Raw genomic sequence first — 20,324 nt, forward strand, 5'->3', positions numbered from 1 at the left:
TATACTTAATAAAACATCACAAGAAAAAGAACTTTAAATTAGGATATTCCTAAAATTAAAGTTCCTTAAAAGTTATTTTGCCTAGGTATATTATTACCACTAATTGGAGATAATATACGTAAAGGATAAATAATTCAATCACTATATATATACATTATTAGACAAAATTAAAGATTAGTTTAAATACTTAAGTTATACATTATTTCTAAGAAGAAAATCAGAATACACAAAAATATTTACACCCTCTCTTTAGCAAAAGTTCTTCTTCTAATTTATTATTATGTCTTTTTATATTATGATTATAATTACTAATCACTTTATATTAAAATATCAACATTGACTTAAAACATAACCATATATCTAAATAATTGTTAATATATTTTTTAATGAATATATATTTTAAATTTCAGGTTCAATTGATTTTTTAGGATATAATGTTGTACCCCATACTGAAAAAGTTCTCTCTTTTACTAGTGGTATATTTTTAGCATCTACAACAGTTCTCCACCATTCCCATGCAAGTCCTGTGCATTCTTTTATTTTCACACAAATATTTTTCGAATTTCCTTTTAAATATATCTCAGTATTAAAATGAGCCGTTCTATCACTATCGTTTCCTGACCAAGATTTATGTTCGACTATTTCATTTCCCTCTTTATCATAACTAACTTCATCCCATGTCACTTCAAATTGAGCAACATATGCTCCACTATGATCAAGTACTATTTTACCATTAGTATATTCTGTTGCAGTTGTTTCTATATATTCTGTTTTATTGTTTATACATGCTATACTATTATCTTTTAAAAATGTACTCGTATATGAAATGGGATATCCTGGATTTTGTGGACTATATACTGAATTATTTGTAATAACATTTCTTATTTGATCAAAATCTTTAGTAATTACTTTATTATGTTCTTGTGCTCCTCCGCCTAGAACAGTAGCGGTAAATGAACTTTGATCTAGTATATCTTGATATTCTGCATTACTACTTATGTCTTGGTTATCTATTAATGCCTTAAATGCTGCTTTAACATTTGCACTCTTAGAGTTTGTTTCAAGTTTCACATAAATTGTTCTACCATATGCAACATTAGAAACATACGCAGGAGGATTATCATTATTTACCCCTTTTAAAGCTAATTTATCAAAAGTTACGCTATCACCAAATAAATCTGATGGACGATCAGGTGCATCTACATTTACTGTATAAAAAATTTGTTTGTATGCAACAATCATAACCTTTTTTTCACCTTTAAATATAGAATCAAAATCTATATTTAATGACTTACTTAAAACTTTAAAATTGCATCCAAACATTGTAGATACTTGTGATTTACTATACACCATAGTGTCAGAATAATTCATTCTTGTAGGGATAGTATATCTAGATGAATATTTTGAATTCCATGTTTCCAGTAAAGAATTTATTGAAGAATTAACTGAAGAATATGTAGGTGAATTAACAACTTTTTTACCATCATCACTCATACCAGGTAAATCAACACTTATAGTAATTGGTTTTCTTTCGCATGCAATTATGTCAGGTTTATTTTCTATAAGATTTTTGTTTGCAAGTTGTACCGCACCAGGATAAGTTCTGTCATTTATTGAATCCATAATTGAAATATCTGCAGTCGAATCCGAAATTTTTTTCTTTTCTCGTTTTACTACAATATATTTATTGGGATTTTCAAAACCTTCAGCTGGTATAAAATTTTCAATTTCTTCTCCATTATATGATAATATTTTATTTGAATTATAAGATAGTCCATAAATATTTTCATCTATATCATCACTATTATTTTTAATTGGATTGCTTTTTATAAGTTCGTTATTATTTGTTGTTATTATTGAGTTATTATCTTTGCTTGTTACAATAGGTTGATTCTCTATACTTGGTTTTATAGATTGTCCACTATTGCTAGTTAATAAGTCTTCTTCTATATTATTGGCTTTTACTAATCCACTATCTTCTTTTTTAGATAAATCTTCTACTACACTTCCTTTAGTAGCTATACCTTCACTTGTGGATTCGTCTGTCAAGTTCTTATTTTCATTTTTTACACTTGCCAGCACAACTTTATTTTCAGAACTATTATTTTTTGCATTATAGTTATAATTGTATGTTAAACCATTTATAAGCATAACAGCTAATAATCCTCGTGCTAATGATATTAAAACCTTCTTAGTAGTTTTCATTTGTATTACCCCCCTTAAATTTTAAGACATTCAAGTAACTTTATTTTTACAAATCAAAAATTGTATATTTTAAAATAGGCTATATTTTAGTTAAATGTTGATATATCTTATGGACTGTAGAATGTGATTTAGAAACTTTAAAAATAAATCTTAATCCTTATTACAATATCAACATTATTTTAAAATATAGCCTTAAAACAATAAAATTCTTGAATAATCTACTAATTTAAGCAAATTATACACTATGAGATAACGATTTTCAATATTAAGCAATATTACAAGTAGAATAGACACATAGATAAATCAAAAAACAGTAGATAGTTTTGTGATTTACACAAAACTATCTACTGTCCTATATCTAAATCATTTAGATTCTTTAAAAACTTTTCTAATCTAATATTTTATTTTTTATGTACCTTATTATGTATCTTATATTAAGAATTTCAATAAGAATACTATTCCTACTATTACTGTAGGAATAGTAATATCTTTTGTTTTTCCTGAGAATAGCTTTAATATTATATATGAAATAACTCCAAATACAATACCATCTGATATACTATAAGCTAAAGGCATCATAATTATAGTTAAGAATGCTGGTATAGCCTCTGTAAAATCTGAAATATCTATTTCCTTTATTGGCTCAATCATAAACAGTCCAACTAATACTAGTGCTGAGCAAGTAACTGCTGGAGTAATTGATGCAAATATAGGTGCAAAGAATAATGATAATCCAAACATTATTGCAGTAAATACTGCTGTTAGCCCTGTTCTACCACCTTCTGCAACTCCTGATGCACTTTCAACAAATGTACTTACTGTACTAGTACCAACACATGCTCCAAATGTAGTTCCTATAGCATCTGCAAAAAGAGCTTTCTTTATGTTTGGAACCTTACCATCTTTATCTAACATTTTTGCCTTAGTAGTTACTCCAACTAAGGTTCCTATAGTATCAAACATGTCCATAAATAATAGTGTAAATAAAGCTACTGCCATGTCTACAGATAATATATTATGCCACTCAAATTTAAATAAAACTGAACTAATTGATGGCGGTGTACTCATAATACTAGTAGGCATTGGTGTGATTCCTAAAGGAATTCCTATTATAGCAGTAACAATCATCCCTAGAAATAATGCACCTTTAATGTTTTTAGCTAAAAGAATACCCGTGATAAAAATTCCAATTATTGCAAGTAGCGCTGTTCCATGTGTTATATTTCCAAGTGCAAGGATTGTTGAATTATCTTCAGGGTGAACTACAATACCAGCCCCTTCAAGTCCTATTAATGAAATAAGCAAACCAATACCTACTGAAATTGCTTTTTTAATATTTTTTGGTATTGAATCAACAATAGCTTCACGAACATCAAATAAAGTCAATAAAATAAATATAATACCTTCTAAAAATACTGCTGTTAAAGCAAATTGATATGAATATCCCATTCTAATAACTATTGTAAATGCAAAGAATGCATTTAATCCCATACCAGGTGCTTGAGCAAATGGCAATTTAGCATATAAACCCATAACTAAAGTTGCAACTAATGCTGATAAAGCTGTAGCTGTAAATACCGCTGCTGGATCCATACCTGCTGCTGCTAATATAGATGGATTTACTATTAATATGTACGCCATAGTCATAAACGTAGTAATCCCCGCAACACTTTCTGTTTTAATATTTGTGTTGTTTTTTGTAAGTCCGAAATAATTATCTAACTTTCCGTCCTTTTTAAATAAATTTTTCATTAAACCACTCTTTCGTAAATCGATTTTTCCACCTGAACTATAATACGGTATTTTCCGACATATTGCAATACTTTATGGATATTTTGGGCGTATATGGGCTTTATCTTTTAGTTTTTGTAGTATTAACACGAACTTTAATAAGATTTTTGTACAGTTAAAGTTCGTGCTAATTGTAACTAAATCTTAAACTTTTAAATTATTCAAATAAACAGAATTCTTGGTTTCAGATGGGGTTTTGACACACTACGAAGCTTAAAAATCTACCTATTTATCATATAATCTTATTAATTTTTTTATTATAGATTATTTTTTATAACACCTAGGTAATATTATTGATGAATTTTTCTTCCTTCCCATCTTTTAAACCATAGTACTCCAATAACAGATATTACTACAAAAGATATAAGTGCAATTGGCATTCCTTTATACATTTCTGTTATATATAAATTTTTTACAAAATTGTCATCCATGTTGTGAAACTTTGTAAATCCTGACAACATAGCAATTGGTAATGTTCCAAGCCTTCCTGACCAAGCCCAAGGTACAAACTGCCACATACGATCGCCCATACCTGTTTGAAATAATACTGCCCATAAAGTTCCCCCTGTTCCTATTACCATTGTTGGTCCTATTCCAAAATTTATACTTATAATTAAATATAAACCATATAAAAATAATGCTCCTATTGTTGTAAACAATGTTCCTTCTAAGAACATTCCATATTGAATATTTGCTCCGTGATAACTAAATTTCATACCTAATAACAATATTCCTATTGCTACAAACATATCAATTACAGTTATCAAAATTAACATAAGCAATTTACTTAAATATATAGTTGTTCTTGATATTGGACTAGTTCTTAATCCTCTAAATTCCCCTGCACTTTCTTCCCCCATAATATTAATTCCTGTTAAAATTGCTGCAATCATTGTTATTGCTATACCAACTGTCTCAAAATAAAGACTATATACTCTTATTTGAAATGTATAATCTAACTTATAATTTGATATATATGTTAGTACTAATAATGGAAATAATATTGGAACTAAGATTACTATATACCTAAATGCAGTTTTTTTAGTTTTTATCCAATCTGATCTCATAGCTCTTATTAAATACATACTCTAACTAGCCTCCCTTTTAGCAAACCATAAACTTGTTAATACTGATAGTATTATTAAGCCTACAATTGACACAATAATACCAATTGATATTACTGAAGAATCTAATAATGGATCTCCACTTTCCAATAACATTCCATTAGGATTTAAATTTAAAATAGGGCACATAAGTCTATTGCTAATATTCCATGGACATAAATACCATTTTTTCCCTGTTACAATAAATAATCCTACTACACTGCCTATACAATTTACTAATATTGCCAAAAAAGTTCCAAACTTTTCTGCTACAAATAAACATATTGGAATTAATATAAGTGTTGTAAGCCAAATAATAAAAACTGCAATAATAAGTTTGTTAATATAAATTGAATCAGTAACCTTATTATTAAAAATTAGTTTTACTATTAAAAAATTTATTAGAATCATTAACGATGCTATAAATGTATAATAGCCTATAACTATAATTTTACTAATCCACATTTTTTTCAAATTTACATCTTTAGATTTTAGAGTTCTATAGTTTCCCGATTTCTTTTCCCTAATTGCTGAAAGTGCACATATAAGACATATTATAAATGGCATAAATGATACTTCCCACCAATTAATTGTATTTGTGAAAAAATACACACTCATAAAAAGTGAACATACTAATACATACATTGGTGCAATGAAAGCAAGCATTTTAGCAAAAGTTCTTTTATACTTTAAATTTTCTGATCGCAACATATTAAGCATTGCAAATTTTCCCCCTCTTATTTAGATATAACTTCCATAAATAATTTTTCCAAGTCTTGATCTTTATTAATTTTATTTTGATACCTTAGCTGTCCCTTATATATAATTCCTATATCTTCAGCTATTTGCTCAACTTCATGTAAAATATGACTTGATAAAATAATTGTCATTCCTTGATTTTTCAATGATTTAATTAAATCTCTCAATTCCTGTATTCCAAGTGGATCAAGACCATTAGTTGGTTCATCTAATATAAGAAATTTAGGATTATTTAAAAGTGCTATTGCAATTCCAAGTCTTTGTTTCATTCCTAATGAAAACTCCGCTGATTTTTTCTTTCCTGTATCTTTCAAATCTACGACATTTAGAACTTCTTCTATTCTACTATCTGGTAAACTTAATAGTGATGTATGAACCTTTAAATTTTCTCTTGCTGCCAAGTTACCATAAAATGCTGGTGATTCTATAAGTACACCTATATCTTTAAGATCTCTTCTGCTCCACTTATGTCCATCAATAAGTATCTCTCCATCAGTTGGATATAAAAGTCCCGTAATCATCTTTAATGTAGTTGACTTACCGGCTCCATTGGGTCCTAAAAATCCATAAATACTTCCTCTTCTAACCCTTAAATTAATAGAATTTACTGCCACTTGTTTTCTAAATTTCTTTGTTAAATTTCTTGTTTCTAAAAAATATTCACTCATTATTTCTCTCCTCCATCTCTTTATGTAAACATAGTAACAAACCAATCTAATGTTTTTATAATTAAAAGAAAAATAATATATCGTTCAAAAAACATTGATAATATTGAATACAAATTCTTAATAAGCATCAAATAACCCCCATCTTTAAATAAAGGTGGGGGTTATTTGATGCTTACATAGTTTTTTGCGAAACACTACTAATTAGCGACTTATTATCAAACCGCAGAATAAAGGAGACCTAGAAAGCAATTCTAAGTCTTTAATACTTTTTATCTCCAAAAAAATTGCCAATTTCTATGTGCTTGTCTTTGTATTCTTTGAGCTTGTTCATAAAGTTTCTTATTATATTTGTCTAAATAACAGTCTGCATTATTAATATTATCAATTGGTACCATTACAGCTGCACTCGTAGTACTTGTAGGATTAATATTATCAATCGGAACCACTACCGCTGCACTTGTTGTACTTATAGTGTTTAAATCATTAATTGTCCACGTACCATCTGAACTTAGTTTATAACCATCAATGATTATATCATGTGCCATATCTCCGTTTTGATTTAAGAAATACCACTTGTCTCCATCTTTAATCCAACCAGTTTTCATGTATCCATCTTGATTTAAGAAATACCACTTGTCCCCATCTTTAACCCAACCAGTTTTCATATCTCCATCTTGATTTAGGAAATACCACTTGTCTCTATCTTTAATCCAACCAGTTTTCATATATCCATCTTGGTTAAAATAAAACCAATTATTTGCAATTCGTTCCCAACCAACTGAGTAACCATTTCCTTTTAAATTCCACCAACCATTATTATTTTGTCTCCAGTTTGCTGAAGCACCTATTGTTGGCATCCCTATAACCGTGATTGTTGTAATTGCTAAAGCCATTATTCTTTTGATTAATTTAGTTGTCATTTTTCCACGCTCCCATTATTATTATATTTTATTGTGTATTACATTTATCGTATGTTGTCGAAAAATCTTTAATTACAAACTATTTATTTAATCAAATTATAAAATAACCTATGTATTAAGGCATATTTAAAAAAATAAAGAGTCAGTATACTAGTATATTTAAGGCAAATTCAAAAAAATAACAAGTCAGCATTCAAGTATATTTCCATCAGACTTCGTCGGCATGTTCACCTCGTAGCCAACTATGAGTCAAACATACCTCCTTGTCTAACGAAAAACATACGTTACATCATTGACTTGTTATTTTCTTTCACGTGCCTAACTCGTTATTTTATTTCATATGCCTAAGATATAAAATATTCTTCTAACTCTTTTATATAAAATTCAATTGTAGCTCCACCAAATTGATTATCATATGCCTCTATTTTTCCATTATAATTATTAATAATTTTTTGTGATATATAAAGACCTAATCCAAAGTGATTTTTATAATCTTCATCTTGATAAAATGCTTTAAATAATTTAGATGTATCTTTTTGCTTAAATCCAGTTCCCGTATCACTGCATTTAAAATTGATTTTGTTCATGTCATAAACGTCATCATATGCTTCCAGAGTTATCTTTCCTTTTTGTGTGAATCTCAAACTATTATATAGTACATTATCTAATACTCTGAATAACATATTCTCATCCAAAACATATTTTTGTTTCTTTAAATTTATTTTAAATTCAATTTCTACATTCTTTTTTTCAGCCATGCTTCTTATTTCTATTTGTTTATCTTTAAGTAGCTTTTCTAAATCCACTTTTTCATTTTTCAATAAAAAATTTTCTCCCTCTACTTTATAAAATAAAGATAAATTATCAGTTAAAGTCGTCATTCTATCACAATTTTTATTTATTATCTTCATATTATCATCCATTTTATAATTAGGCTTATCTTTTAAATCATCTATTATCTCAATTTGTCCTTTAATAACTGTTATTGGAGTTCTTATATCATGTGCAATAGACGAAACCATCATTCTGCGTTCTTCATCCAATGTGGATAAATCTTCAATATTACCTCTAAGTACTTTTACCATAGTATTAAATGATTCTTGAATTTTATTAAACTCTCTTCCTTCAACCCCATCAATATAAAAATCATAATCTCCATCTGATATTTTTTGAACTCCACCTAATAATATATTTATATTTTTTGACATAGACTTATATAATTTAGAGGTAAATATAAATAAATATAATAGAAAATATATTATAGGTAAAATCATAAATAATATGTATATAAGTGTTGCTCCCATGTTTGTTTTATAATTATTAATTATATAGTCAAATGGGGCTTTGATTACATATATAGCTTTTATTGAATTATTTTGTGTTATCCCTATATATCTATAAATATAATTATTATCATATTTCTCTTGATTTATAGAAATTAATATATCAAACTTATCATTTTTTACTCCATTTTCACCATATAAATGATTTCCAGATAAATCTATAACTTCCCCCTGAAGCTCTTCATTATATTTTTTAATATTTATCAAATTCCCATTTAAAATACTATCTCCATTTTTTTTAACTTCTTCAGCTATTTGATTAATATATTTTACATAATAATCTGTTGGTTTACTATTCCTTAATGACATAGTCATTATTAAAATTCCATATGTGACTATAGTTGAAATAACTGTATATACAAATATTTTTATAACTAAATTATAAAAATCTCTTTTTATAGTTTTACTCTTCCTCATCTTTCACTTCCCACTTATATCCTAGTCCATAAACTGTACTTATATAAGATTTATATTTATCTATAGTTCTAATTTTTTTTCTAATATTTTTAATACTTTCTGTAACAGTTTCTAAATAACTCTCTGAATCTAGTCCCCATACACTATTAAGAATCTTTTCCTTTGAAAATACTATATTTTTATTAATCATTAAAAACTTTATAAGCTTGTACTCTTTTTTAGTTAATTTAAGTTTTTCTCCTTTACACAATACCTCATTTGCTAAAACATCAATTACTATATTTTCAGAACTTAATATATAAACTTTTTTGTTTTTTATCCTTTCTTCTCTTCTTAAATGAGATTCTATTCTTGCTTTTAATTCTTTTAAACTAAAAGGTTTAGTTATATAATCATCTCCGCCTACTGAAAGCGCTTCAACTTTATCTTCCTCTAAAGTTTTAGCACTAACAAAAATTATAGGACATGATATTTTATCTCTAATAATGCCACAAAATTTTATGCCGTCCATATCTGGCATCATTATATCTAATAAAATTAAATCAAATCCTTCATTTATAATATTTAATGCTTTTTGTTGATTTTCAGCTGTATCAACATCATAATTATAATTTTCCAAATAACTTTTGATTGTTATACAAATATCTTCATTATCGTCAATAATCAAAAGTCTCTTATTTTTTTGCACAATCATCGCCCCTATAAAATTTTTATATTTATTTTTATTATAATACAATTTACATATTATATATCTTTGCATTGCTTTTTCTGTTCACTAAGCACATGAAAAAATTTTATAAATAAAAAAAGTTGTCTTGATTATAATAACTATTAATCAATCTAAAACAACTCTTTTATTAATGTTACATTTATTATTTTACAAGTGAATTCTAATTTTTTTATAATGTTTTTATTATTTTTAGATTAAAGATTATCAACAATACTTATTTTATTATTATCTATATGTTCTATTAAATATACTACATATATTTCATTACCGTATTATAAATTAATTGTAGAATCTTAATTAGAACTTATATCAATAAAATCTTGTATATAATTATATCTTAATCTATATATTAAATTACACATAAAAAAAGATATATTATAACACTATAATATATCTTCTTAAGCTTAGTAGTGGAAGAAATAGTCTTCCACTATATATACTTTTATTCTTTGCGAAGCCACCCAGCTGGCTCTCTTTTTCCACCAATATAATATTTACCATTTTTACATTCTAAATCAAATATATCTCGTGATGATTCCCCCATATTTTGTTGAATTACTTCTATATAATTATCGCCTACTTCTGAAATTATCACTACATGTCCATATGTAGTATCTGTAAATACTAAAAGGTCATCTACTTTAGGCTTTTCATCTTCTCCATTTTTATATTGAACTAATCCTCTTTTTTCATTTAAATGACCATTCTCAATATCTTCATCAAAGAAATCTTTAGCATTACCGTAAACATTAGGCATTTTATGCCCCTTAACTTCATAATAAAATCTTTTTATATATTCAACGCACTGCCATTTATAACCATAATAATAACCATCTTTACTATAACTTTTTCCATGATTCTTACCATAGTTCTCACCATTATAATAAACATCTACACCTTTGTAACTATCTAGTACTTTACCTATACCATTTCTTTCATCAACAATTCTTTCATGGACATTGTATGAAACAAAAGCTACTCCAGCTATAAATAACATAATGATAAAAACACAAATTAATTTCTTATATAACTTTTTCAAATATTAGCACCTCAATATTTCAATATATAATCTTATTACCATAATAAGATTGACCATATATAATTATACAGTTTATTTTAAATATAACAATTCTTGTTTTAATTTTAATTTAGGCTGTGTTTTAAGTGAGTGCTGATATTGTAGTATAAAGCTCGTGGACAGGGATTTAAGTTAAGTGCCTATCTAGAAATTCAATTTGTGTGCTTCTAACATTTAATAACTTCTCTATTATCAAATTAAATAATATCATAGCTATGCTTGTTAATTTAAAGAAATTAATAAGCATATATAAACTTCCCATTTGTGTAAACAAGAGTACTATTCTGGATTTTGTTAATGAATACATAAATCTATTGATGATAGTATAACAATCTTGAATTACAAAGAATAACATTATATATTTTATTGAATTAAGTAGTATATCAATGTATAAATATGAAGTTAAAAAATCTTTCATTTCAATTATACTTATTATAATTATATAAGCTATTCCTATATTCATAGTTTTTTTAGAACAAGACATATATGCACCATAATTTTTAAATCTAGTTATAACAAGATATTTCTTCTTTGCTGAATCATTTAATAATTTAAATCTCTTTCCTAATAGTATACTAAGAAAATATGTTATAAACATTGTTCCAATAGGCAATGACCCAATTAGCAAATAATATAAACCTTGTTTTCCAGAGTCACTTAGAAATGAAACATATGATAAGTATCCTTGACACTCGCTAATAAAACTATATCCTATTAATGTTGAGAAATTTATATCTACAATAACCATTACAAAGCATGCAAAAATTGATCCGTAAAATAAATCATCGTAAATAGTTTGTTTTCTAGGAATAAGAATTCCACATGCAATACCTAATATCATACCTTGACTCATGCAAATGGCTGAAGCCATGTCTCCTACGGTAATAACTACTAATAAAAGAGATGTTAATCCCGAAAGAAGTGTATATTTAAATCCACATCTTAAGTATATCAATACAATAATTACAGGAACTCCAACATCTAAATATCCTGCATAGCCGAGTCCCGTCCCTATTGCAAGAATGCTTATTACCACAAAAGCGGCTGAAAGCATTGCTGCTTCTGTCATTTTCTTAATTTCCAAATATATCACCACATTCTTTCTTATCTTCTAAAAGAGTAATAGTGTCATTTTACCCTTAACCTATATTTAAATCAACTTTATATTATATCTTAAATAATATTATAATTAAAATAAACTCATAAATAAATATTCTACTTATACACCTTTATTATATAAAAAAGCCAATCAAGATATCCTCTAAATATCTTGATTGGCTTATTAACTTAACTTTCACATTCTATTTCTTATTACTTTTTCATTCTTATTTAGGCATCTTCAAATAAATAACTAGTCATTCTTCTTATCTTTTATTTATTACATTTTCTAATAAGATTAATATTTACTCTTTTAGGAGATTCTCCTGCATCTTTACCCCTCACTGTAACTTCTTCTATAGGAATATTCATCTCCCTTGATATTATCTCTTTTACTCTTGGTCTGCAGAAATTACCTTGGCAAAATCCCATACCTGCCCTTGTACGTCTTTTTATGGCATCTGTAGATTTTATAGGGATTCCCCTGTGCATTGCATCTATTATTTCTGATTCTGTTACACTTTCGCATCTACATATTATGTTTTTATTTGGATCTTCATCATCTATCTTTCCATTAAAAGACTTTTCCTTTTTAATAATTATAGGTTTTCTATAAGGATTAAATTTTTCATTTTTAATTAATTTTAATCCTACTTCTTTAATAATTTCAACTATTTTCTCTGCTATAGCTGGTGAAGATGTAACACCTGGTGAATCTATACCTGCTGCATTTATAAATCCCTTAACCTTACTTTCTTCTATTACAAAATCTCCTGTACTACTAACTGCTCTTATACCTGCAAAAGTAGTTAAAGCTTTTCTTACATCAAAATCTGGTATTGATTTTCTAGCTGTCTCTATTATATATTCAATACTTTCCTTATCTGTTCCTATATCTTCTTTATTATCTATCTCTTCAGCATCAGGTCCTATCATAAAATTTCCGTGATAAGTAGTAGTAACTAATATCCCCTTGCCTTTTTCTGTAGGAACTTGAAATATAACTCTATTTACAAGATAACCCTGATCTTTTGTAGATAGTACATATTGTCCTCTTTTGGGTAATATATTAAAATTATCTACTCCTACCATATTAGCTATTTTATCACTATATAGTCCAGCAGCATTTACAATATACTTGCTATCTATTTGTCCATTATTAGTATTTATTTTAAAAGTTTCATCTTTTTTCTCTATACCTAATACCTTTGTCTCTAATTTTAAATCTACTCCATTTTCTATTGCATTTTCAGTAAGTGCTATAGTCATCTCATAAGGAGAAACTACTCCAACACTTTTAGCATATAATGCAACTTTAACATCTTTATTTATATGAGGTTCTAATTCCTTTATTTTATCTCCATATATTATCTCTAAATCATTACACCCTACTTTAGAACCATTTTCATATAATCCTTTTATTCTTTTTTCATCTTCTTCATCAAACCCTATTACTAATGCACCTGGATTTCTATATCCAAAGTTAAGCTCTTTTTCAAGTTGACTGTACATGCTGTTTCCTTTTATACATAACTCGCCCTTTAAGCTTCCATATTTAGCTACATATCCACCATGAACAATACCACTATTTGCCTTTGAGGCTCCTGTTGCAACATCTTCCTCCTTTTCTATAAGACATATTTTCAAATTATATTTTGATAATTCTCTAGCAATGGCGGCTCCAACTACTCCAGCTCCTATAATACTAACATCATACATAATTTCACCCTCTTAATTTCAATATTTTAAATTTGGTTATGTTTTAAATTTAAACTAGATATAATTAATAATTAATATCTTTTAATATTATTTATTAGTTGTTTGATATCATTTTACAACTTTAAGCAAGAAAATAAAAGCATAATTTATAATATTTTGAAAATAAAAAAACTACCAATTATATAAATACATAACTAATAGGTTTCTTTCTTTTATGAAATGAAATTTTAAACTATGATTTCTAGAGTGTTAATTTCAAAATATATATATTTAGGCATATTCAAATAAATAGCAAGCCAGTATACTAGTCTATTTTGCGTCATACTGTGTCAGCAAAATAGACTAGCATATTTAACTTGCTATTTTCTTTAATATGCCTTATTAATTATTTTTCTTAGCTTTTAGAAAATATTTTGTATGAAGTAATTCATGAGCCTTATGGCTTAGTGGATGATCTAAATACTTTTCATAAATAGCAAGTACCTCTGGATTTTCATTTGATCTTCTAAGTACTTTAGATCTATCTATGTCATTTAAACCCTCGGCTCTTTTTTCTAGAACTTGTTGTTTATTTTTTCTTATTTTAGGTTGACCGCCACCGCCAACGCATCCACCTACACAAGCCATAATTTCAATTGCATGAAAGAATTCTTCACCTGACCTTATTTTATCTAACATCTTTGCAGCTTCTTTAAGACCATGTGCAACTCCTATTCTAAGCTTAACATCTCCAGCTTCAAGCTCACAAATCCTAAAGCCATCCCATCCTCTAAGCCCTTCAAATTCTATATTATCAATTCTCTTTCCAGTCATATTTTCAAGTGCTGTTCTTGTAGCAGCTTCTATAACTCCACCTGTTCTACCAAAAATAATTCCAGCACCAGTATATTCACCCATAACTGTATCTATTTCTTCATCTTCAATCTCTTTTAAATCTATTCCTGAATTTTCAAATATTTTTATAAGCTCTTTTGTTGTAATTACATAATCAACATCGTAGTTCATATCTACTGAAAATTCTACTCTTGATGCTTCATATATTTTAGCAACACATGGCATAATTGCAACTGAAGTCACTTCATCTCTTGAAAGACCTTTTTCCTTTGCCCATATTTCCTTTGCTACAGTGGCAAACATTTGCATTGGTGATTTTGCAGAAGAAGGAACATCTAACATGTCAGCATAATTTTGTTCTATAAACTTAATCCATGAGGGGCAACATGAAGTAAGAATTGGAAGCTTAACACTACTATCTCCATCTAAATATTTTTCAAGTCTTTCTTGAAGCTCTGCTGCTTCTTCCATTATAGTTAAATCAGCTCCCCAAGTAGTATCAAACACATAATCCACACCTAATTTTCTAAGACCAGCCGCTAGTTTCTTTTCTACATTTTCTCCTGGTTCAAATCCAAAAGCCTCACCTATTGCAACTCTTATAGCTGGTGCCATTTGAGTAATTACAACCTTATTAGGTGTAGCTAAATCTCTAAGAAATTTAATTGTATTATCTCCTGCTGTTATAGCATCAACCGGGCAAGCTGATATACATGCTCCACAATGAGTACATCTATTATAATCTATATTATGTTGTTTTTTTAATTCCCCATCTATGCAGTCTACAGGACATGCTCTTTTACAACTTCCACATCCAATACATTTTTTTGTAATTGTTAATTTTATAAGATGATTACATTGTGATGTGTAACATTTCTTTTCTTCTATATGTTCTTCTATTTCCTTATAAAATAGTCCAATTATTTCTTCCATTATATTATGCTTTTGATGCATTTTATCTTTTACAATCTCTGCAAGATTTCTCAAAAGATAAACATCACGCATATTAGATACACCTTTACTTATTGTATCTAAAACCTTAAGCATTTTAGTTATTTCATCTTTAACTATTTCATAATTTTTATAAGTACCATCTTTAATTTTTGCGAGTAAATACTCTATGTAAAACTTTCCATACTGAACTATGCAGTCTTCTTCTGATAAAATAATAATAGCTCTACTAATATTTTCATAAAATACTCCAAAATCTAATTCTTTATCTAAGCTATCTTCATTTAAAAAACCTCCAAAAGGAATTCCAATCTGAGCCGCCTTGAAATCACTCTTATTTATAAGTCCTCCACAAAGTCCTAATACATCTCTAAGTGTCGCACCTTCTGGGACATCTATTATTCCAGGATCATTAATTTTCCCACAAATGGCTATACTTCTTTTTTCGTTTCCTGTTATTTCTTTTAATTCTTCTTCACTAAAAGTTGAAAATACAGAACCTAATGAACTTTGTATAAACGTCGTCTTTTTATCTGGCATAATATCCACTCCTTAAATTGATAATCTTATGTAGTATCATTTAACATATTATCTTTAACTATGTATTATCAATAAAAATTATATCATAAAAATAATCAAGTTCAAATTTAACCTAATTATAGTTTGATTCAATTAAAAACTAGGAATATTATAGCTACTATTTAGGATGTTTTTGAAGTAGGTTGGTATATATGGTAATATTATTTTAGAGGTGATTATACATAAAAAGAATGGTAAAAGTTGTTGGTGCAGTAATATAAAATGAAAATAAAGAAATTTTATGTGCCTTACATTCAAAAGATATATCCCTAGCTAAGTTTTTGGAATTTACTTTTTCATTTTATATGTTGACCACAATTTGGGCAATATTTAAAGCTTTTATCTAAAGATAAACCACATGTAGGACATATATCTTTTGAAGAATAATCATCATTATAAAAATCATTCTCCATTTCTTGCAAATCCCAATATGTTATATTAACATCTTCTCCTTTTTCAATAGCTTTGCCTTTTTCCTTTGAAATATTATATAACATATTACAACTTTCACATGTTATGTAATATGTTTCATTCCATTTAAAAAGAGGTATAAAAAAGAAATGAAAAAAATCAAAATTCTTTATTAATTTTCCATCAATTGCTTTATTACACCTTTTACAACTTAAATTATTTAGAGTTACTATTTCTTCATTTTTATTCTCTATGCCAAATACTCCTATAAAAAACATACTCTCACCAACCTTATATTAATTTATTACTTTCTTCGCAATTGATTTAAACTATCATATACATTCAACTTGTTTGTATAAGTTTTTCTTGATAATATTTTAAAATGCATAACATAAATATAACATCATTTGTCATAGTACCTTCTACTATATCTTAATTATAAGGATATTCTTTAATTGAATGTTTATATTACAATATAAGGCATATTAAAGGAAATAACAAGTCAAAGATGCGACGTATATTTGGCGTCAGACAAGAAGATAAAATTAACGCATAGCAAGGCTATGGGTTGATTTTATCGACGCAGTATGACGCAAAATAGACTAACATACTGACTTGTTATTTATTTTAATATGCCTAAGCACTATTTCAAGACATAGCCAATTATAAAAATTATATCACAAAAATAACTAACATATATAAATTAAGCCTTAATAATACAGTTTAAAAAATCTATATTATTAAGGCTTAAAGATTTTTATAAGGCGAGTTAAAGTATTTTGCATTTCTTCTTTAAGGTTATATTCTCCATCATGCAAACACCAATCATATACAACTCCCCTCATTAATACAAAGATATATCTAGTAATATCTTGAGGACTCATTTCTTTTTTTATTTCATTTTTTTCTTGACCTTCATTTATTATTTCATCCAATATAGTTTGCATGTGTCTTCCTTCAGTAACAAACATTTTATTGTTTGAATTATATAATTGTTTCATCATATCAATGCCTGTTTTTTCATTATATTCTGCATAATGATCAAAATATTCTATAATCTTATCAATCGTATCTGTACTAGAAAGCTTACTTTTAACATTATCATAGAAAAAATCATCTGCCTTTTTATATAATTCTATTAAAATGTCATTTTTCGATTCAAAGTAATGATAAAAAGTGCCTACAGAAACTCCTGCTTTTTCACATATATTTTGTATAGTAATATTGTCGTACCCCTTTTTTTGCATAAGTTCTGTTGCTATATTATATATTTTACCTTTTGTGTTAATAGCTTGAATTTGCCTTTTTGTGAGTTGTGCCATTTTCATTCTCCTAGTTACAAATTTCCAAAAATTCTATCATAATATTAATTATACTTAACATTTATTCATTGTCAAATTTCACAAAATTTACTAATTTTATGTTGACGTTTTCATAACAATATATTATACTGAACGTGTTCGGTGAATTAGTTTTATGAATTGATTCATTGAACACATTCAGTATATATTTTAATAACAGGAGGTTTTTTTATGGAAACTAAATATTCAAATTTATTTGAACCAATAAAAATTGGTAATCTTGAAATTAAAAACAGATTTGTAATGGCTCCTATGGGCCCTGCTGGATTGTGCTCAGAAGATGGTAGTTTTAACGAACAAGGAATAGAATACTATGTTGAAAGAGCAAAAGGTGGTACTGGTTTAATAATCACTGGTGTTACTTATGTTGAAAATGAAATTGAAAAATGTACTATGCCTTCTATGCCTTGCCCAACTATTAATCCTGGAAACTTTATAAAAATGGCAAAAATACTTACAGAAAGAGTTCATGCATACAACTCAAAAATATTTTTACAATTAACTATGGGTTTTGGTCGTGTTAGCATTCCTAACATGGTTGGAGGTGTTCAACCAATAGCTCCATCTGCTATACCTCATAAGTGGGTACCTGAAATAAAATGTAGAGAGCTTACAATAAAAGAAATTGAAACTTATATAAAAAAATTTGGTGAATCAGCTGCTATAGCAAAAGAAGCTGGATTTGATGGAATAGAAGTACATGCCGTTCATGAAGGATATCTTCTTGACCAATTTACTATTGAATTATTTAATAAAAGAACAGATAAATATGGTGGTAGCTTACAAAACAGATTAAGATTACCTATAGAAATTCTTAAATCAATCAAAAGTACTTGTGGAGAAGATTTTCCAGTATCTCTTCGTTACAGTGTTAAAAGTTACGTAAAGGGACTAAATGATGGTGCTTTACCTGGAGAAGACTTTAAAGAAAAAGGTCGTGATCTTGAAGAAGGTCTTGAAGTTGCTAAAATATTAGAAGAAGCTGGCTATGATGCATTTAATTCTGATGCTGGTACTTATGATTCATGGTATTGGAACCACCCTCCTATGTATTTTAAAAAAGGAATGTATCTTTCATTAAACGAAAAGTTAAAACAAGTTCTTAAAGTTCCTGTAATTACTGCTGGAAGAATGGACAACCCTGATCTTGCAAGTGATGCTATCGCCACTGGCAAAACAGATATGGTCGCTTTAGGAAGACCACTTTTAGCAGATGCATATATTCCAAGAAAAATTAAAGAAGAAAAAATTAAAAATATTCGTCCATGCCTATCTTGTCATGATGGATGCATGGGAAGATTAGCTACTGGTGGTGGACTTTCTTGTGCTGTAAACCCATCTACAGGTAGAGAAAAAGACTTTGAATTAAAACCAGCTAAAGAAATTAAAAATGTAATGATTATAGGTGGCGGTGTTGCTGGATGTGAAGTTGGAAGAGTTTGTGCTGTCAGAGGTCATAAAGTTTCCTTATATGAAAAAACAGATAAATTAGGTGGAAATATTATACCTGGAGGAATTCCTGATTTTAAAGAAGATGATAGAGCTCTTGTGAAATGGTATGAAAATGAATTAAAAGAAAATAACATTGATGTTCATTTTAATACTGAAGTTACAAAAGATTTAGTTGATAAATTAAACCCTGATGTAATTATTGTAGCTACAGGTTCAACACCTAGAATATTAAACTTAGAAGGTAATATGAACAAAGTTTATACTGCTCAAGATGTACTTTTAGGGAATAAAAATTCAGGAGATTCAACAGTTATTGTTGGTGGTGGTTTAGTAGGCTGTGAAACAGCTCTTTGGCTTGTAAAACAAGGTAAGAAAGTTACTATTGTTGAAGCTCTTGATGATATATTAGCTTCTGGTCCTGCAATATGTCATGCAAATAGCCAAATGCTAAAAGATCTTCTAGCTTTTTATAAAGTTGATATTAAGACTAAATCCATAATCTCTAAAGTAACTGATGAAGGTGCTATAATAAAGGGAAATGGTAAAGAAACAACAATTCCTGCTGCTTCTGTAATTTTATCTGTTGGATATAATTCTGAAAAATCACTATATAATGAATTAAAATTTAATGATAAAGAATTGTACCTATTAGGAGACGCAAGAGAAGTTAGAAATATCATGACTGCTATTTGGGATGCTTTTGAAGTAGGTAGACATATATAAAATCTCCCACTTAAAATTCTAATAATACTTTAAATAATGGCTTTGTTTTAAAACCGTGTTGATATTAAAACAGAGCGTAAATAATAATTTATCTGTATCTACTTTCAGATAAAATACAATAAATAACTTATAAGGACAGTAACTGATTTTGTATAAAAACAAAATTATCTACTGTCCTTTCC

General features: G+C 27.7%; 15 protein-coding genes. 1 reads left to right on the forward strand and 14 read right to left on the reverse strand.

The window, feature by feature from the left end:
* Nucleotides 1-399: 399 nt before the first annotated feature.
* The 14 genes from BM027_RS03925 to BM027_RS03990 all read right to left on the reverse strand — a co-directional run bounded on the left by BM027_RS03925 (nt 400) and on the right by BM027_RS03990 (nt 17,928).
* On the reverse strand, nt 400-2,205 hold the full coding sequence (locus BM027_RS03925) for a thiol-activated cytolysin family protein (RefSeq protein WP_090088949.1): 1,806 nt from the start codon (nt 2,203-2,205) through the stop codon (nt 400-402).
* Nucleotides 2,206-2,634: 429 nt separating this feature from the next.
* Nucleotides 2,635-3,957, reverse strand: a complete 1,323-nt coding sequence (locus BM027_RS03930; RefSeq protein WP_090088951.1) for an NCS2 family permease — start codon at nt 3,955-3,957, stop codon at nt 2,635-2,637.
* A gap of 329 nt (nt 3,958-4,286) precedes the next feature.
* On the reverse strand, nt 4,287-5,081 hold the full coding sequence (locus BM027_RS03935) for a lantibiotic immunity ABC transporter MutG family permease subunit (RefSeq protein ID WP_090088953.1): 795 nt from the start codon (nt 5,079-5,081) through the stop codon (nt 4,287-4,289).
* A 3-nt stretch (nt 5,082-5,084) separates the two neighbouring features.
* Entirely contained in the window at nt 5,085-5,819 is a 735-nt protein-coding gene (locus BM027_RS03940; RefSeq protein ID WP_090088955.1) for a lantibiotic immunity ABC transporter MutE/EpiE family permease subunit, read from the reverse strand.
* 17 nt (nt 5,820-5,836) lie between these two features.
* A complete protein-coding gene (locus BM027_RS03945; protein ID WP_090088957.1) occupies nt 5,837-6,526 on the reverse strand; it encodes a lantibiotic protection ABC transporter ATP-binding protein in 690 nt (229 codons plus the stop codon).
* A 269-nt stretch (nt 6,527-6,795) separates the two neighbouring features.
* Complete coding sequence (locus tag BM027_RS03950) at nt 6,796-7,446, reverse strand: N-acetylmuramoyl-L-alanine amidase family protein (RefSeq protein WP_090088959.1); 651 nt, start codon at nt 7,444-7,446, stop codon at nt 6,796-6,798.
* Nucleotides 7,447-7,790: 344 nt separating this feature from the next.
* The gene (locus BM027_RS03955; RefSeq protein WP_090088961.1) at nt 7,791-9,206 is read right to left on the reverse strand and encodes a HAMP domain-containing sensor histidine kinase; all 1,416 of its coding nucleotides are present in this window, start codon (nt 9,204-9,206) and stop codon (nt 7,791-7,793) included.
* Nucleotides 9,193-9,894: a response regulator transcription factor gene (locus tag BM027_RS03960; RefSeq protein ID WP_242943277.1), complete on the reverse strand. Its 702-nt coding sequence runs from the start codon at nt 9,892-9,894 to the stop codon at nt 9,193-9,195. The genes BM027_RS03955 and BM027_RS03960 overlap by 14 nt, the downstream gene beginning before the upstream one ends.
* A 484-nt stretch (nt 9,895-10,378) precedes the next feature.
* Nucleotides 10,379-10,975 (reverse strand): CHAP domain-containing protein, encoded by a 597-nt coding sequence (locus tag BM027_RS03965; RefSeq protein WP_175559934.1) that lies wholly within the window; start codon nt 10,973-10,975, stop codon nt 10,379-10,381.
* Between the two features lie 166 nt (nt 10,976-11,141).
* Nucleotides 11,142-12,098, reverse strand: a complete 957-nt coding sequence (locus BM027_RS03970) for a DUF2232 domain-containing protein (protein WP_090088965.1) — start codon at nt 12,096-12,098, stop codon at nt 11,142-11,144.
* 287 nt (nt 12,099-12,385) lie between these two features.
* Nucleotides 12,386-13,831 carry an NAD(P)/FAD-dependent oxidoreductase gene (locus tag BM027_RS03975; protein WP_090088967.1) on the reverse strand — a complete coding sequence of 482 codons (1,446 nt, stop codon included), beginning with the start codon at nt 13,829-13,831 and terminating at the stop codon, nt 12,386-12,388.
* Between the two features lie 381 nt (nt 13,832-14,212).
* The gene (locus BM027_RS03980; RefSeq protein WP_090088969.1) at nt 14,213-16,156 is read right to left on the reverse strand and encodes a [FeFe] hydrogenase, group A; all 1,944 of its coding nucleotides are present in this window, start codon (nt 16,154-16,156) and stop codon (nt 14,213-14,215) included.
* Nucleotides 16,157-16,491: 335 nt separating this feature from the next.
* Nucleotides 16,492-16,884 (reverse strand): zinc ribbon domain-containing protein, encoded by a 393-nt coding sequence (locus BM027_RS03985; RefSeq protein ID WP_090088971.1) that lies wholly within the window; start codon nt 16,882-16,884, stop codon nt 16,492-16,494.
* A 462-nt stretch (nt 16,885-17,346) separates the two neighbouring features.
* A complete protein-coding gene (locus BM027_RS03990) occupies nt 17,347-17,928 on the reverse strand; it encodes a TetR/AcrR family transcriptional regulator (RefSeq protein WP_090088973.1) in 582 nt (193 codons plus the stop codon).
* A gap of 210 nt (nt 17,929-18,138) precedes the next feature.
* On the opposite strand from BM027_RS03990, the gene BM027_RS03995 reads away from it, so the two are divergent.
* Nucleotides 18,139-20,142: an oxidoreductase gene (locus BM027_RS03995; RefSeq protein WP_090088975.1), complete on the forward strand. Its 2,004-nt coding sequence runs from the start codon at nt 18,139-18,141 to the stop codon at nt 20,140-20,142.
* The last annotated feature ends 182 nt before the right edge of the window (nt 20,143-20,324 follow it).

The organism is Clostridium uliginosum, from assembly GCF_900112485.1.
Classification (GTDB): Bacteria; Bacillota; Clostridia; order Clostridiales; family Clostridiaceae; genus Clostridium; species Clostridium uliginosum.

Coding starts and splice junctions, on each gene's coding strand:
- BM027_RS03925 (WP_090088949.1), bottom strand. CDS start 2,205: ATGAAAACTACTAAGAAGGTTTTAATATCATTAGCACGAGGATTATTA.
- BM027_RS03930 (WP_090088951.1), bottom strand. CDS start 3,957: ATGAAAAATTTATTTAAAAAGGACGGAAAGTTAGATAATTATTTCGGA.
- BM027_RS03935 (WP_090088953.1), bottom strand. CDS start 5,081: ATGTATTTAATAAGAGCTATGAGATCAGATTGGATAAAAACTAAAAAA.
- BM027_RS03940 (WP_090088955.1), bottom strand. CDS start 5,819: ATGCTTAATATGTTGCGATCAGAAAATTTAAAGTATAAAAGAACTTTT.
- BM027_RS03945 (WP_090088957.1), bottom strand. CDS start 6,526: ATGAGTGAATATTTTTTAGAAACAAGAAATTTAACAAAGAAATTTAGA.
- BM027_RS03950 (WP_090088959.1), bottom strand. CDS start 7,446: ATGACAACTAAATTAATCAAAAGAATAATGGCTTTAGCAATTACAACA.
- BM027_RS03955 (WP_090088961.1), bottom strand. CDS start 9,206: ATGAGGAAGAGTAAAACTATAAAAAGAGATTTTTATAATTTAGTTATA.
- BM027_RS03975 (WP_090088967.1), bottom strand. CDS start 13,831: ATGTATGATGTTAGTATTATAGGAGCTGGAGTAGTTGGAGCCGCCATT.
- BM027_RS03980 (WP_090088969.1), bottom strand. CDS start 16,156: ATGCCAGATAAAAAGACGACGTTTATACAAAGTTCATTAGGTTCTGTA.
- BM027_RS03985 (WP_090088971.1), bottom strand. CDS start 16,884: ATGTTTTTTATAGGAGTATTTGGCATAGAGAATAAAAATGAAGAAATA.
- BM027_RS03990 (WP_090088973.1), bottom strand. CDS start 17,928: ATGGCACAACTCACAAAAAGGCAAATTCAAGCTATTAACACAAAAGGT.
- BM027_RS03995 (WP_090088975.1), top strand. CDS start 18,139: ATGGAAACTAAATATTCAAATTTATTTGAACCAATAAAAATTGGTAAT.